The sequence below is a fragment of the Vibrio sp. V12_P9A6T4 genome (assembly GCF_963874835.1).
Lineage (GTDB): Bacteria > Pseudomonadota > Gammaproteobacteria > Enterobacterales > Vibrionaceae > Vibrio > Vibrio anguillarum.
The window spans coordinates 109,676-125,449 of the sequence record NZ_CAWNJO010000038.1; the positions used below are offsets into that span (position 1 = coordinate 109,676).

15 protein-coding genes are annotated in these 15,774 nt (G+C 43.7%); 11 read left to right on the forward strand and 4 right to left on the reverse strand.

Annotation, left to right across the window (positions count from 1 at the left end; genetic code table 11):
• The first annotated feature begins 81 nt into the window (after positions 1-81).
• The 4 genes from AACQ42_RS04570 (at position 82) to AACQ42_RS04585 (ending at position 4,709) form a co-directional block, all read left to right on the forward strand.
• Positions 82-1,569, forward strand: a complete 1,488-nt coding sequence (locus AACQ42_RS04570) for a hypothetical protein (protein WP_094131794.1) — start codon at positions 82-84, stop codon at positions 1,567-1,569.
• Positions 1,550-3,130: a diguanylate cyclase domain-containing protein gene (locus AACQ42_RS04575; protein WP_013868365.1), complete on the forward strand. Its 1,581-nt coding sequence runs from the start codon at positions 1,550-1,552 to the stop codon at positions 3,128-3,130. Before AACQ42_RS04570 ends, AACQ42_RS04575 begins: the two co-directional genes overlap by 20 nt.
• A gap of 62 nt (positions 3,131-3,192) precedes the next feature.
• Positions 3,193-3,579, forward strand: a complete 387-nt coding sequence (locus AACQ42_RS04580) for a DUF3302 domain-containing protein (protein ID WP_013868364.1) — start codon at positions 3,193-3,195, stop codon at positions 3,577-3,579.
• The gene (locus AACQ42_RS04585) at positions 3,579-4,709 is read left to right on the forward strand and encodes an HlyD family secretion protein (RefSeq protein WP_094165653.1); all 1,131 of its coding nucleotides are present in this window, start codon (positions 3,579-3,581) and stop codon (positions 4,707-4,709) included. Before AACQ42_RS04580 ends, AACQ42_RS04585 begins: the two co-directional genes overlap by 1 nt.
• A 101-nt stretch (positions 4,710-4,810) precedes the next feature.
• Here the strand turns inward: AACQ42_RS04585 and AACQ42_RS04590 are convergent, their stop codons facing one another.
• A complete protein-coding gene (locus AACQ42_RS04590; protein WP_094125047.1) occupies positions 4,811-6,001 on the reverse strand; it encodes an MFS transporter in 1,191 nt (396 codons plus the stop codon).
• Here AACQ42_RS04590 and AACQ42_RS04595 point away from each other — a divergent pair.
• Positions 6,000-7,127 (forward strand): endonuclease/exonuclease/phosphatase family protein, encoded by a 1,128-nt coding sequence (locus tag AACQ42_RS04595; RefSeq protein ID WP_094165654.1) that lies wholly within the window; start codon positions 6,000-6,002, stop codon positions 7,125-7,127. The two genes, AACQ42_RS04590 and AACQ42_RS04595, sit on opposite strands and share 2 nt — an antisense overlap.
• A 12-nt stretch (positions 7,128-7,139) precedes the next feature.
• On the opposite strand, the gene AACQ42_RS04600 is transcribed toward AACQ42_RS04595, so the two are convergent.
• Positions 7,140-7,427: a GNAT family N-acetyltransferase gene (locus AACQ42_RS04600; protein ID WP_013868360.1), complete on the reverse strand. Its 288-nt coding sequence runs from the start codon at positions 7,425-7,427 to the stop codon at positions 7,140-7,142.
• Positions 7,428-7,563: 136 nt separating this feature from the next.
• Between AACQ42_RS04600 and AACQ42_RS04605 the strand changes: the two genes are divergently transcribed.
• Complete coding sequence (locus AACQ42_RS04605) at positions 7,564-8,307, forward strand: flagellar brake protein (RefSeq protein WP_017042158.1); 744 nt, start codon at positions 7,564-7,566, stop codon at positions 8,305-8,307.
• A gap of 44 nt (positions 8,308-8,351) precedes the next feature.
• On the opposite strand, the gene gltS is transcribed toward AACQ42_RS04605, so the two are convergent.
• Positions 8,352-9,578 carry a sodium/glutamate symporter gene (gltS, locus tag AACQ42_RS04610; RefSeq protein ID WP_026028168.1) on the reverse strand — a complete coding sequence of 409 codons (1,227 nt, stop codon included), beginning with the start codon at positions 9,576-9,578 and terminating at the stop codon, positions 8,352-8,354.
• A 651-nt stretch (positions 9,579-10,229) separates the two neighbouring features.
• Here gltS and AACQ42_RS04615 point away from each other — a divergent pair.
• From AACQ42_RS04615 to sstT, 5 genes are all read left to right on the forward strand, one after another.
• Positions 10,230-11,150, forward strand: coding sequence for a DUF368 domain-containing protein (locus AACQ42_RS04615; protein WP_094165655.1), 921 nt, complete (start codon positions 10,230-10,232; stop codon positions 11,148-11,150).
• 143 nt (positions 11,151-11,293) lie between these two features.
• On the forward strand, positions 11,294-11,722 hold the full coding sequence (locus AACQ42_RS04620) for a hypothetical protein (RefSeq protein ID WP_013868356.1): 429 nt from the start codon (positions 11,294-11,296) through the stop codon (positions 11,720-11,722).
• Complete coding sequence (locus AACQ42_RS04625; protein WP_094165656.1) at positions 11,719-12,327, forward strand: SCO family protein; 609 nt, start codon at positions 11,719-11,721, stop codon at positions 12,325-12,327. The genes AACQ42_RS04620 and AACQ42_RS04625 overlap by 4 nt, the downstream gene beginning before the upstream one ends.
• Position 12,328: 1 nt before the next feature.
• Complete coding sequence (locus AACQ42_RS04630; protein WP_017048143.1) at positions 12,329-12,772, forward strand: copper chaperone PCu(A)C; 444 nt, start codon at positions 12,329-12,331, stop codon at positions 12,770-12,772.
• A 354-nt stretch (positions 12,773-13,126) separates the two neighbouring features.
• Positions 13,127-14,344 carry a serine/threonine transporter SstT gene (sstT, locus tag AACQ42_RS04635; protein ID WP_026028166.1) on the forward strand — a complete coding sequence of 406 codons (1,218 nt, stop codon included), beginning with the start codon at positions 13,127-13,129 and terminating at the stop codon, positions 14,342-14,344.
• 111 nt (positions 14,345-14,455) lie between these two features.
• On the opposite strand, the gene AACQ42_RS04640 is transcribed toward sstT, so the two are convergent.
• The gene (locus tag AACQ42_RS04640; protein ID WP_094165657.1) at positions 14,456-15,601 is read right to left on the reverse strand and encodes a tetratricopeptide repeat protein; all 1,146 of its coding nucleotides are present in this window, start codon (positions 15,599-15,601) and stop codon (positions 14,456-14,458) included.
• Positions 15,602-15,774: the final 173 nt, after the last annotated feature.

Here is a 15,774-nt window from a genome sequence, read left to right on the forward strand (position 1 = left end):
GAAAGTAAATAGTGCGCTTTAACGTTGGCTTCATATAATGAATCGGTGACTTAGGCTTCTTACTTTTGAGGAACAGCCCGTTTGGATAAAAGCCAATACCTTCTTGAAATTGAAATAGAACAGCTTAGAGCCCGTATTGAAACTGAGCCGGAGAAGGTGTCGATCGTCGCGGAGCAGTGTTTATTGAGAGCACAGCAGATCTTTTTCCCGGAAGGGGCGATTCAATGTTTGATCATTTTATCTCGCTGCGCTTGGTGTCTAATGGACTACCGCGTGGGTTTAAAATACATTAAAGAAGCCTTATCCACTCAAAATACCCTCGATACTGATGATTGCCTCCCCGAAATTCTGCATATTCATGCGCTGCAACTTTGGGGTCAGGCCAAATATTATACCGCCCAACAATATTGGATAAATGCCCTAGAACAATCGGCTCTGGTCGATGAAGTTGAGATCCAAATAGAAAGCCTGATTGGTCTGGGTAATGTTTGGCGTATCACCAACGAATATCAGCTATCATGCTCAACTCATGAGTTAGCGGTTAAAGTTGCGAACAATAGCCGTATCCACTGGTTAGAAGGAAAAGCCCGTATTCTGTGGGCATGGGATCTCTATCTACTTAACCAATACATCGATATGCTCACGGTGCTCGATGGTGCAGAAGAAGCGCTACAGGATCATCCCGATAAAACTTGGCAAGCCGAGGTTTGGGATTTTCGCGGCTTGGCACTGCTCGGGCTTGAACGAATCGAAGATGCGGAAGCGGCAACCACCAAAGCACTCGAACTTGCTGTTGAGCATAACCTTGTGTGGATGAAGGCTCACTCATTCATTAGTCGAGCTCGTTTGGAACTGCTGAGAAAAGACTCCAAGAAAGCAACTGAGCTGTTGCTTCTTGCTGAAGCCTCTGCTGCTTCATTTGATAAAGGTGAGCTACTTTCACAAATTTGCTACCAACAATCCCTAGTCGCAGAGCAGCGTGGTGATTTTAAAGCTTCTTTAGCCTCATTTAAGAAATATCGCCAATTTACGGTTGAGATGCTTCGAGAACAAACGGCGCGCATTGGCCTTGATAAAGCAAGAGCCTCTAAGCGACAACTTGAGCAACGAGCACGTAAACTCATTAACCGTATTCGTGGTCAACACGAATACGACCCAGAGAAACATCTCTCCAATGTAGTTTCAGAGACTTATTGGTGGGAACAACTCATGCTGTTCAAGACCGAGTTGAAGCATTCTAATCACGCCGTCATTGTCATCCAACATAACGACTCAAAGTACCTCGATGTATGTACCGAGATTGCCCACTCGCTCTGTAACCAAAAAGATCTCGTTTCTCGTTTAAGTAGCGAACGCTTAGCGCTGCTTCTTGCCGATAAAGGCGATGCAGCGCTGCACGTCTTCCATGTATTGGCTAAGATGATTGAAATATACCCCTGGGAAAGAAAAGGATTAACGGGGTCGCTACCTCAAGTGATGTTCCAAGACATTTTGAGTTTCCCATTCACATTAGAACAACTGGAAGACAGTCAACCTCAGGAATGGTCGCATGGAAGTACTGCTCAGTAAGATTAAAGATACGGGTTTGGATGCCACCTCCGTTTCCGGAGAAGAGGCCATCATTTTCTGGAATCACGTCCGACAACATATAGCCTCAACATCAAAAGAAAAAGCACTTAGCTACATCATCAGTGCAGAGTATCGTTCAGAACTGCATCAGTCGTCCGCCAGTATAGAGGAGCTTCGTCACGCCTTAGCATTACTTGAATTGCCTAAGGACGCCGAAATTATTTTGTCTGTGAAAAACAGTTTGAGCGATCGCCTAATGGAAAGCGGTGAATTTGCCGCGGCGCTCAACGAATATGTGTCCGCTTCTAATATTGCCGTCGACACAGGTTACATTGACGAATATGTACTAGCCGTCATTGGCATGGGTAACCTGTGTGATGCTTATGGCGAGCACAGCCGAGCCCTTCGTTACTATCAAAAAATTGATAGTATTGATCACGCAATCACCAGCCGCTCATTACGCCTGCGTTATAAACTTTACATGCTATCGTGTTACATTCAACTGCACCGAATCTCCGCAGCTACCGACCTAATTAAAGAGTGTGAAGAGCTGAGTATTTTAGTCAGCGATAAAATTCTTACCGGGCAAATTTCACTCTATCAAGCTCAACTTTATCTTCATCAGGATCAAGTCGATAAAGCGCTCATTACGCTCTCTAGTGTTCAGTACAGTGCTGGGAATATGAATTCCACCTGGCTATCGAATATGATTCGCATTGAAACGGCCAACTGCCTGGCTAAAATAGGCAAAAGTCATATTGCCAATATGATGCTGGCCAGTACAGACAAACGTCTGCAACGATACACGTCACCTACGATGGCCAAGCAGCTGTATCGAGCATTCAGTGCCGTGTGCGAGCGCCAAGGTCTTTATCAAGCCGCCCTGATTTATGAAAAAAAAGGCTTTCGAATTGAAACTGATCTGATGAAAAACATCCCGATTAGTGAGCTGGGGGCCAATCAACTGCGTCGCTTATCGCGCTTTGAATTGCAATTGAAATTGATCTTATCTGAGATTGAAAATCGCGAGCTCAAAGAAACCACCGAACATCAAAAGAATGCCGTAGCCCAACTTCAACAGGATGTCTTCACTGACCCACTCACCACCTTACACAACCGCCGCTGGTTAGATGTAAAGCTGAAAGACCTACTGCTTCATGAGAAGCTATTTGCATTTCTAGTCATTGATATTGACCATTTTAAATCGATTAATGATGAACTTAGTCACTTGGTTGGTGACAAAGCGATAGTCAATGTTTCACGTGAGTTGAAAAACTACTTTAAATTCCGAGGCTCCTCCTGTGTCCGTTTTGGTGGAGAAGAGTTTCTGGTGATTTTAGAAGATTGCTCGCTCGACCAAGCTGAAATGCATGCCGAAAACTATCGAGAACGCATATTCCAATTTGGTTGGCACGATATTCTAGGTGAGCGCGGCTTAACCGTCAGTATCGGTATAACCTTGCATCGAGATGGTGAAAATACACAACGCACATTCTACCGCGCCGACAAAGCCTTATATCGCGCGAAAGCGAATGGCCGAAACCAAGTGTGCACTGAGTAACTTTCCATCACATTAAGCTATTAGCTGCCGTTTACACTCTTCATTGAAATACAGGAGCAACTATGTTTTTAGATTACTTTGCCCTTGGTCTACTGATTTTCGTAGCCTTGGTCATTTTTTATGGAATCATCGTCATTCATGATATCCCCTATGAAATCGCCAAAGAACGCGACCATCCACATCAAGATGCCATTCATGTTTCTGGCTGGGTGAGTCTATTTACCTTACATGCCATCTGGCCATTTTTGTGGATTTGGGCAACCTTGTGGCGAAAAGATCGCGGGTGGGGGTTCACTAAACTTCAAGAAGAGCAGCACGATATTCATCATCGTGTCGATGAACTTATCGATCAAGTCGCAACACTCACTCGAGAATTACATGAGTTAAAAGCGCAGCCACCCGTTGCTCAAGCGAACATCGACCATGCCAGTAATCAGGAGACAAAATAATGGATTTACTTCTGATCATGACTTATGCCGCTTTATGTATTGCGATATTCAAAGTCTTTAAAATTCCATTAAATAAGTGGACCGTCCCTACCGCTGTATTAGGTGGCGTTATTTTGATCGGCACCCTGATCTTACTGATGAACTATAATCATCCTTTTACTCAATTGGGTAGCCAAGTTTTTTCCACAACACCTGTCGTCTCAGGAGTACGAGGAAGAGTGATTGAGGTTCCGGTACAAGCAAACCAGCCCTTAAAACAAGGTGATGTGCTTTTTAGAATTGACCCTGTGCCTTTTGAAGCGGAATTGGCAAAAATTGAAGCTCAGATCAAAGAGGCGAGCCAAGGTGCACTCGGCCTAGAATCGAATGTTTCAGAAGCTGCGGCAGCAAAAGTACAGGCTATCGCTGACCGGGATAAAGCACAACGTGAGTATACTCGTTATCAACGTGGGTATGATAAAGGAGCATTCACCGAGCAAGATCTTGATACCCGTCGCCAAGCTTATAAAGCAGCAGAGGCAGCAGTAGAAGTCGCCCAAGCACGTCTAAATCAAGCCAATATCTCCTTAAACTCAGAAATCAATGGTGAGAATACTACCGTTGCTCGCCTGCTTGCCGATTTGAGACAAGCCCAATTCAACCTTGAACAAACCATTGTCAGAGCGCCTACTGATGGCTATGTGACGCAATTAGCTCTCAGACCAGGTGCGATGTCCGTACCATTACCCTTAGCGCCAATGATGACGTTTGTACACACAGAAGATAAAATCTACACAGCTGCATTTAGGCAAAATTCTCTTCAACGCCTAAAACCGGGCTTTGAAGCCGAGTTTTTGTTCAGAGCACTGCCCGGAAAAGTCTTCAAAGGAGAGGTGGTTGAGATATTGCCTGTGATTGGTGAAAGCCAGATCCAAGCACGAGGCACCTTGCTAGGAACTGAGGCATTACGTACCAATGGACGCGTACTCGTCACCCTTAAAGTTACCGATGATTTAAGCGATTATCACCTGCCGCTCGGTACCGCTTTTGAAGCCGCTATCTATTCAGACAGTTTCTCTCATGTCTCGATTATGCGTAAGGTACTCATCCGGATGAAAAGTTGGCAAAACTATCTCTACATAGATCATTAGATACCATCCGTCACGACATACGTTGAAAAACAGCCAACCCAGATGTTGCTTGTCTAGTGACTATTGGCATCATGTTAAAAGGGTCGTAAACGACCCTTTTGTTATCTGTCGCTCCAACGCAGAATTCTAACTTCATTACCCGCTTCGGGTTTTACTGGAATATTGAGTGATAAAAGCAGCGAAACAAGTGCCATTACTGCTCCAATGTAAAAGACACTCGCCGGAGAGATAAGCCAAATTAAACCAAACGTGGCGGGGATGAACACGGCCGCAATATGGTTAATGGTAAAAGAAACTCCCGCTGTAGACGCCATGTCCGCAGGATCTGCAATTTTCTGAAAATAAGTTTTAATCGCCAAAGCCAAGGCAAAAAAGAGGTGGTCAACCACATAAAGTGCCGCCGCCCAATGTGCGTTTTGTACAAGACCGTACCCAACAAAAACAACAATCAACCCCGTGTATTCAAACAGTAGCGCTTTACGCTCGCCGACTACACCAATGAACTTACCAATACGTTTAGCAAACAAAAAGTTGAACAAATAGTTGATCAAAAACAGTAAGGTAATATCGGCCGCTGAATAGCCAAATTTCTCCACCATAAGGAAACCAGCGAAAACAGTGAAAATTTGCCTACGCGCACCACTCATGAAGGTCAAGGCGTAATACAGCCAATAACGTTTGCGTAGCACGAGCTTTTTATTTTGTGGCACTTCCGCTTTAAATTCAGGAAAGGCAAAGGCAATGATCAACACCAGCACAAAACCAGCACCGCCAGAAATGACATAGACCCATTTAAAATCGAGCTGAAACACTTCTAACATTACCCACAAAGCACCGTAAGTGATCAGTGATGCAAGTGCTCCAACCGAAATGAGTTTGCCAAGCATTTCTGGCGCTTCATCTTTATTCAACCACTGCAAAGACAAGGATTGTTTAAGCGTTTCAAAGTAGTGGAACCCAGTCGACATCAATAATGTCGTGAGCAGTAACCCGGTTAAAGAAGGGAAAAAACCCGTCATCGCGGTTCCTAACGTCAACATACCCAATGAGATCAGGATAAATCGCTGCTCTCGAATGAACAGTAAAACGAATACGGCGGTGAAGGCTAAAAATCCGGGGATTTCTCGTACACTTTGTAATAAGCCAATGTCTGAACCATCGAAATTCGCTTTTTCAATCACGAAATTATTCAACAGTGCCATCCAACTAGAAAATGCAATCGGCACAATAATGGAGATAATCAATAGGAAATTTTGTGGCGTGCGCCAACCTTGAGAGGCTTTAGGGTACATGAGAGATCCTTATCTATGTTTCAGCGCATCATATACTCAAGTCGCCTTAAAAGGCGAGAGCTCATCACAACAGGAAACAAGGTTAGGGATTAGCACTGCTAAATTACACCGTTCGGGTATAAGATCGACCGAGACACAAATATTGGGATTTAACATGACGATTACGTTCGCAACGATTAATTTATTCAATTATTTAGCTCCGCCGAACGCATATTATCAGTTCGACAATATTTACACGCAAGCAGAGTGGCAGAAAAAAAAGCAATGGTTTAGCCAGAAGATCAAACAGCTGGATGCCGATATCATTGGCTTTCAAGAAGTTTTCAGTTTTGATGAACTGCGCAACCAAATGATAGATTTAGGCTACCCGTATGTGGCCTGTGTAGACGAACCTATCGTCAAAGATGGATACATCTATAGCCATCCGGTTGTAGTAATTGCCTCTCGCTATCCTCTGCGCCAAGTGAGCGCCGTACATGGCACGTTACCAAATCAAGCTGCCCCTTTTTGCTTTAATCGTACACCGTTACACGCTACGGTTTGCCTACCAATGCTCGGGGATATCGATGTCTATATTGTGCATTTTAAATCTCAACGTCCGGCAGAATCGCCTGCGGCACCTCATCATCTGATCGATGAATGGCAACAAGAAACGCTAGGACGCTGGCTCTCTACTGTTCAGCGAGGCTTTGAAGCAAACCTGACTCACCAATATATCGTCAATACTCAAAAACAAACTGGGCGGCCTTGTGTGCTAATGGGTGATTTTAATAAACCGTTACATCACGAGGAGTTTCAAGGACTACTATCACAGGCCTTATACCGCAGACCAGAAACACAGCAACCGCTGGCTGGCTATGCGCTTTACGATGCTTGGGATCTGCATACCGAGAGTGTTGAGCAGCCTCGTAAAGCCACTCATTACGCCGGAGCCACGGGATCTGTACTCGACTATATTCTCCTTTCCGCAGACTTCGCGCCTTTTACCCAGCCAATGAAAAGCTATATCAGCCACTATACTGTGCTTGATCAACATCTGATCAACCCGAGCTATGAGCTCGATAACTTTAGTACTGACCATGCACTGGTCGCGCTCACATTAAAAGTAAACACAGCACCGAGCTAATGGGTTTGTATGCTACGACTCTCGATGCAATAAATGCTGCCATTCACTGTGTCGATTTAAATAATGCACAACATAACTACAGACAGGTTTGATGGTGTAACCTTGCGCTTCAATTTGCGGTAATACACTCTCCATCATTATTTTTCCGTATCCTTTACCCTGAAGTTCATCCGGTACGCGAGTCGAAGTAATAAACAACACTTCATCCTGTTGTTGGTATGTCACAGTTGCGAATAGATTTCCCTCAAGATGTACTTTATATTGACAATTTTGTATGTCATGTTGCACTTCATGAATCATGATAACGTCCTAATTGATATATAAATCAAATAAATTGATATTCTCAGAATTGAATCTTCCAACATCTACCCCTAGAATTTAAACTATTACAAAAATTAGAATAAAATGCAGCTACTGCATCACGGAGAAAATTAAGATGGAATCGCAGTCGGCAGTGCTGAAAGATGAACAGAACCCAAACCGTTCAACCGAACGTAATAAAACCCTATCGACACTTAATAGTACTGATGCGTTATCTATGGTTGAACACAGTAGTGAACTAACCTTAAGTATAACCACTCCCGTTGGTACGAAATTCCAGTGTAAAACGTCATTTATCGGTACCTACTCTCATTCCCATCTCCTTGTAGAAATTCCTAAAATTTCCGCAGATGATCTCTCTTTTTTCTTCCAAGAAGGTTTTTGGATGAATATCAGAGCTATTTCACCACGTGGCGAAGGAGCTTTAATCCATTTTCGTAGCCAATTGTTACATGTATTGCAAGAGCCTATACCGCTCGCCATGTTATCCATTCCCAACAGCATGCAAGTGACCCAACTGCGCAAAGAAGCTCGTTACGATGTGAATCTAGCAGGAAAAGCAACGGTAGGAACGCATAAGTCGGATTGTGAGGTAAGAGATCTCTCCAAAAGTGGCTGTCGTTTTGTCACACCTCCTCTTGGGCGCACTTTCCAAGTGGGTGATAAGATTAGTCTCGAATTATTTACGGATCCTCGCGGCAGCCAATTCTTTGCGCCTTTGATGGGTAAAGTTTGTAACTTGCAACGCTCACTGCACTATGCTCGTTACGGAGTGCAGTTTGATGAAGAAGGTGTCAAAAATGCAAAGAGTTTATTAAGCCAATTGAAGTTTGATGGCACAAAACTAACGCTGAAGTAAGCAATACACCCTAACCAATAAGTTAGGGTGTATTGCTATTATTTTTAACCGAGAAACGAAATATACCCTTGTAAGATCACCAAATTCACAATATCTACAAAGAATGCCCCAACGATTGGCACGACCATAAACGCTTGTGGTGATGGGCCATATCGTGTCACTAGCGATCCCATATTCATCACAGCGGTTGGCGTTGCTCCAAGACCAAAGCCGCAGTGCCCACCAGCGATCACAGCGGCGTCATAGTTTGATCCCATCACTTTAAAAGTCACAAAATAAGCAAAAATACCCAACACGACCGATTGCACCGCTAAAATCACCAGAAATGGAACTGCCAAGTCAAAAATATTCCATAACTTTAAACTCATGAGCGCCATAGCAAGAAATAGTGATAGAGAAACGGTACCTAAGATATCAACGGTTTCAGCATCAATTTTATGAACTTTCGTCAATTCAAGTATATTGGTAATGAACACGCCGATGAAAAGCGCATAGACAAAATCAGGGATCATCAACCATTTGATTTCAAATGCACTTACCCACTGCTCTAAATATTTAGCACCAGTGACACAAATAAGAAGGATGAACAAACCCTCAATCACTTTCTTTGCGGTGACTTTATCTTCTTCATATTCATTGTACGTAACCAGCTCTGGGAACTTATCGTGCGTTTTGGTCCCTCGTCCATACTCAGATTCAAACCCGTTTTTATTAATGAGTTTTTGAGCTACTGGGCTACCGATAATCCCACCAATGATCAAACCAAAGGTCGCTGAGGCCATGGCAATTTCTAGCGTATTGCTAAGCCCATAATTGTCGTTGAATGTTTGAGCCCACGCCGCTCCCGTACCGTGTCCACCCGAGAGGGTAATAGAACCGGCGATCAACCCCATCAGTGGGTCAAGACCAAGAGCCGTCGCTAACGATACACCGACGCCATTTTGGATGATGATATAAAACGAGGCAACAGCGAGGAAAAGAAAGACTTTTGCTCCACCCTTAACCAGTTGAGTGTAATTGGCCGCAAGGCCTACGGTGCTGAAAAACATCAGCATAAAAATATTCTGCAACGGCAATGAGAACTCTAAATCTAAGCCGTAAAAATGTAGAAGAGTGATCGCGAAAGCGACAATTAAGCCACCGACGATGGGCTCAGGAATGTTGAATTTTTCCAAGATAGGCAGTTTTGCGTTAATAAAGTGGCCTAAAAAAAGCACGCTAATAGCGATTAAGAAAGACTCAAGGGGCCCAATTGAAATTAAATGGTGCATATAACCTCTTATTTCTGCTTCACTCATCTTCCTTAATGAGTTTGGAGATCATCAAAGAAAGCTTGATAAACTCGAAAAAAATACGATTGATCGATACGGATCATCCTTATGGATATTGTTTATTTACAATGACATACGATGTTTATTTGATGGGTTTTACGAACATATGGCCTAACTGGTTTTGCTCGGAAAACATCTTCGCTCACGGCTTTTGATTGTCATTTGCAAACTCTCATTAGACGAGCGAGGAGGCGTATCATACCTAACAGACAAAAAAAGAGCCAACCGCAATGATGCGATTGGCTTATATATAGTGTGAACAAATTCATTCACTAACAACGTCAGTTGGCTAGGTGACCCTCGGCTTTAAGAAGGGTCGAATAGCATTATGCATGAAGTATGCCAACTAAAAAAGGTCTGTTTTTTAGCTGTGCATCGCATTAATTCATCAAAATGTAGTACTTTTTCGCATTACGCAAATTGCATTATGCGAAACGAATGCAAAACAATACTCACTCAGTTGCTATAAAACAAACTAACTTTCTGCGCTTTTTCACCTTAAGCCAGCACCACTCACTCATCTTTTGTACAAGCATTTCTTAGTTATTTCATTATATACTTCCGGCACATACACTTAATCATGCAGATTCAATGAACTATTTCAGTACGTTTTTAAAAGGGATGGCCATGGGCGCCGCCGATGTTGTGCCGGGTGTTTCGGGTGGAACCATTGCATTCATCACTGGTATCTATGACACTTTGCTTGAAAGCATTCGTAGGATTAACCCGAGTTTATTGCGCATAGTCAAACGAGATGGGTTAGCCGCTGCATTTCAACATATTAATGGCTTCTTCTTGCTCGCACTGTTTGGGGGAATATTCACCAGTATCCTCTCTTTGGCTAAACTCATTTCTTGGCTGTTAGCCACGCATCCTATTCCCATTTGGTCATTCTTCTTCGGTTTAATTCTGGTTTCGGTGTTCCATATTGTGAAACAAATTGAGCAGTTCAAACTTTCTCGGTTGCTCTTCGCTTTGCTGGGAATTGCGTTTGCTTACAGTATTACGGTACTTAACCCAATGCAGATGGAACCAACAGCGCTGAACACAGTTCTAGCCGGTGCTATTGCCATCTGCGCCATGATTCTACCGGGAATTTCAGGCAGTTTTATCCTGTTGCTGATTGGTATGTACGCACCGGTACTGGGCGCGGTGAAAGAGATACAAGCCGATATTTTGGCACTCTTTCTACTCGGATGTGTCGGTGGTTTACTGAGTTTTTCTCACGTATTATCTTGGTTACTCAAACAATTTAGAGATTTGACCTTAATTTTTCTTACGGGATTAATGATCGGCACCTTACCCAAAATCTGGCCTTGGAAAGAAACGCTCACTTGGCGAACCAATTCTCACGGCGAGCTCGTTCCTTTACTACAGCGAAACCTTTCTCCATTGGAATTTGAGTCCATCACTTCACAGCCTTCGCAACTGCTGGTAGCCATTTTATTGATGCTTTGCGCTGTTGCCCTCGTGCTTGGCTTGGAGCAATATGCAAAACATCACGATGTGTAAATCACACCGCATAGCATGAATGAGAAAAGGTGGGGAAACTCACCTTTACTATATTGATTTGTTGCACATTTTATCCATTCGTCACCACTGAAAAAAGATAGCTGTGATAACATTCGCGTTTTATAACCGCTTGGATTGTCCCCATGCACAACGCAATCAAAATCGGCGTCTTTGTTCTAGCCCTGCTAGCGGGTTACTTTAGCAGCGATATTTTCAATTGGCTCTCTTCAACCCACTCTTCTCCAGACATTAATCGATATTGCCAATTGTCGAGTGCCCCTTGTCGACAAGGAGATGTTGTCATGACATTGGCACACGATAAATCTCAACCTTTGGTGGCTAACACTCTGACCGTTGAATGGCCGCAAGCCAATGCAAGTAAACTCACACTCACACTCAATGGGCTAGAGATGGAGATGGGCACCGCTAAATATGTACTGACGCCGCAGGAAGACGGGCTCTACACAGCACAGATTGTACTCCCAGTTTGCACGACTGAAAAAATGACATGGATTGGCGAACTCTCTGATGGTCGTACCCAAGTATTTCCGGCAATAAGGATGGAAAGATGAGTAAAAATTGGTCTCTGGCATTGGTGGTTGCGTTTGTATTAGGCTTTGGCATAAAAACCTATTTTGATACGCAGCAAAGTATGGATTTAGAGAGCGGTAATAGCTCATCTTCTGAGGTAATTTTATTTGGCAAAGCAAATCAACCCATCTCTATTTTTAATACTAAAGATGAACGCATACGTGTTGTTTACTTCGGCTTTACACGCTGCCCAGATGTCTGCCCAACATCTCTGGCTATGTTAGCAGGTGCACTCAATCAACTGGATGATGTAACCAAAGCAAAGCTGCGCCCTTTATTTATCTCTCTCGATCCAGAGCGTGACGCTGCTGATTCTTCTCATCAATACGCCCAATATTTCCACCCTATGATCGAGGGACTTTCTGCTCCTTTAGACATTACAACACCACTGGCGCATCAGTATGGCGTCATTTTCCGTAAAACCGAATTAAAGGGATCTGAACTGAAATACACATTAGATCACAGCTCCTACTTCTACTTTTTACAACCAGATGGAACATTAATCACTAAAGTTCCACACACGCTTTCACCGGCTCCCATTGTTGAAGCCATCAAAACAATAATGACGTCATCACAAGGAAAATAACATGAAGCTCAATGCTCTTTTTTTAGCAAGCCTTGCCTTTAGCCCACTTGCTTTTGCGAACACAGATATTATGGTACATCACCCTTACGCACGTGCTACCGCACCAACCGCCACCACCAGCGCAGTATTTTCTCAAATCATGAATAAAGGTGAAACGGACCGTTTCATTGTATCGGCCAACACCGATGTGGCAGGGAAAGTTGAGTTGCATGATGTAATCACCGAAGGAGATGTGATGAAAATGCGTCAAGTCACTGAATTTAAAATTCCGGCCAAAGGGCACGTCGAACTAAAACCGGGCGGCTTGCACATCATGCTTTTTGATTTGAAGAAACCACTGGTTGAAGGTGAAAAGATTGACGTACAACTGACCTTTGCCAATGGTGAGCAGCAAACCATTACTGCACCAGTAAAAAAAGTGATGAGTGGTATGGCACACCATTAAAAAGAAGAGGGTGAGCGATGTTGGCTTACCCTCTTTTATCATCGCACTAACCACTCATTGTCCAGTCTAATGGCGAGAGCGAGACATCCCGACGAGAGGCTTATCATTCCACCACCACAAATGCTACATTTTATTTACATTTCACTCAAAATCGATTGCATTTCCACACATTGATTAATTATTTGTGCTGATTATCAATTAATTCTAGACACAATATCCCGCGTAGATATCATTACCCCCTTCAGTGGAGCTCACTGATGTCACTATAACTCTATTTGTCTACCATAACCGATGCTATGGCTTCGTAGTATTTAGGTCATGCAGGATGTAATTCGATTTATTGCAGGGATAACTATGCAAAGCAACAATATTTTCGCCCGTTTTGCGCGTGGCAATTTGGTTCTGCAAATACTCGCCGGTATCGTTCTCGGTGGGATATTAGCAACCCTTTCACCCGATGATGCGAAAAGCGTCGGCCTACTTGGCGACCTTTTCGTTGGCGCACTTAAAGCCGTAGCGCCGATCCTCGTGTTTATTTTGGTCGCCGCGTCCATCGCAAACCAAAAGAAAAACCAACACACTTATATGCGCCCAATCGTGGTGCTTTACCTTTTTGGGACCTTCACCGCCGCTCTTACTGCCGTTGTATTGAGCTTTATCTTCCCTACAACCTTAACATTGGTTGCGGGGGCAGAAGGTGCAACGCCTCCTCAAGGCATCGCTGAAGTGCTTAATACCCTGCTGTTTAAGCTGGTTGATAACCCAGTCAATGCTCTAATGAGTGCAAACTATATTGGCATTCTGGCATGGGCTGTTGGGTTGGGCTTAGCTTTACACCATGCCTCAGCAACAACTAAAGCCGTATTTGAAGATTTAAGCCACGGCGTTTCACAAATTGTGCGTTTTATTATTCGCCTAGCACCGTTTGGTATTTTCGGCTTGGTTGCATCCACGTTTGCCACGACTGGCTTTGAATCTTTGGCTGGTTATGCCAACCTTTTATTCGTATTGCTCAGTGCTATGTTGATCATCGCATTAGTTGTCAACCCAATCATTGTGTACGCGAAAACTCGCCAAAACCCGTATCCATTGGTGTTCCAGTGCTTGCGTGAAAGTGGTGTCACCGCATTTTTTACACGTTCAAGCGCCGCCAACATCCCAGTAAACATGGCATTGTGTGAGAAACTAAAACTGGATGAAGATACTTATTCAGTCTCGATTCCACTCGGTGCGACCATTAATATGGCTGGTGCCGCCATTACTATCACGGTTCTCACCCTAGCTGCAGTAAACACAGTAGGTATTGAAATTGACCTGATGACAGCCTTGCTACTGAGCATCGTTGCTGCTGTTTCTGCATGTGGCGCATCCGGTGTGGCAGGTGGTTCACTGCTGCTGATCCCGCTCGCATGTGGGCTATTTGGCATTTCAAATGACGTAGCAATGCAGGTTGTTGCCGTTGGCTTTATCATAGGCGTGATTCAAGATTCAGCTGAAACAGCGCTCAACAGCTCAACAGATGTTGTCTTCACTGCTGCGGTTTGCCAAGCTGAGCACAATAAATCAGCATAATCATTCGATATACTAAAATCGATACCAACAAAAATCCCCAGCCGATTCGCTGGGGATTTTTATTTCAGAAATTTTTTATTTACAGCGCTTAGCCACTTTATCGATCCAGCATTACCTGTCCATTGAAGTATTGGAGAAATCTAATCGCGTTAGAACCTCATGATCATCAGATGGGCTGGATGACAAAAGCTCTTCGGAGGCATCCGCCCCTACGCTCAATGAGAGATCGTCTTCATCAGGCAACTCCCCTTTCTCTGGGATAGGGATCCCACGTTTGTAGAGCTTGTTCAGCGCTTTAATAATTGAGTGTTTACTTACAGTACCCGCACCGATTTTCTTCATGAGTGGTTTGGCCAACGATTGCAACCCCACAACAGAATCGACACCGATACGTGAGCCCACTTGATCTCTTAGCACCTTTGCTGGTTCAAAACCAAAATGAGCCGATAAAAATAACCAAATATAAGCAATAGCATTGCCATTTGAACCTTTATCTATCCAAGCTTCTCCTGCGTGATACATCGCCTCTACATGACCTTTTTCAGAAGCTCGCTCTAACCAATAACAAGCTTTACTGTGGTCCATTGCGACACCAACACCCTTAAGGTAATTCAAGCCTAGTTTCATCTGTCCTATCGGGCTATTTAGCTTCGCGGCTTTGGAATACCAAAATGTTGAATCCGCTGGTGATGGCGCGATATTGTCGTGTGAAACACACCAATCCCCCATGAAAATCACCGCGTCGAGCAAATTCGCTTCCGCAGCCTCTTGTACTAACGAGACTCCTTTCGCAGTATTCGCTTCCACGCCACGGCCATGAATATAGGCCATGCCAGTTTCATACTTTGCGGTTAAGTTACCTTCAATTCCTGCAATACAAGTCTGCCAAAACTTCTCTTTTTCCCGCAAAATCAGATCATCTCGAAACTTTTGGCAAATCCGAACAACACCATACATTCCCGTAACATTGTCATAATTTGCCGCTTTGTCATACCAGTACATCGCCTCTTTGAGGTTGGTTCGTTCGGCTTCTTTCGCTAAATACAAAATCGTCGGCACATGGCCTGTTTCGGCCTTAAACAAGCGATCTTGTCTTTCTTGTTCACGTGATTTTTCTATCGCTTTGCGATAAGCGATTTCTCTCTCTTTTCTCTCTTCCTCTAAGCGTTTTTTGCGCAAAGAGAGCGAAAGCATCCACACGAAGATGAGGATAAGTGATAACCCGGTTGCGCCTATGGCAATCCCAATAGTGCTCATTGATTCAAATCTTATTTAGCTGATTAACTTCATTATCGACCATTTTTCTCAATCTTTGAAAAAGTCTGACCACATTCATTCTGTCTCGAACCATTTAAAGCATACGAAACAGTCAAATCCGTTCATCCAAAACAGAGAGGCCACTCTATATCTAATGCTCGTGGATTAATTAA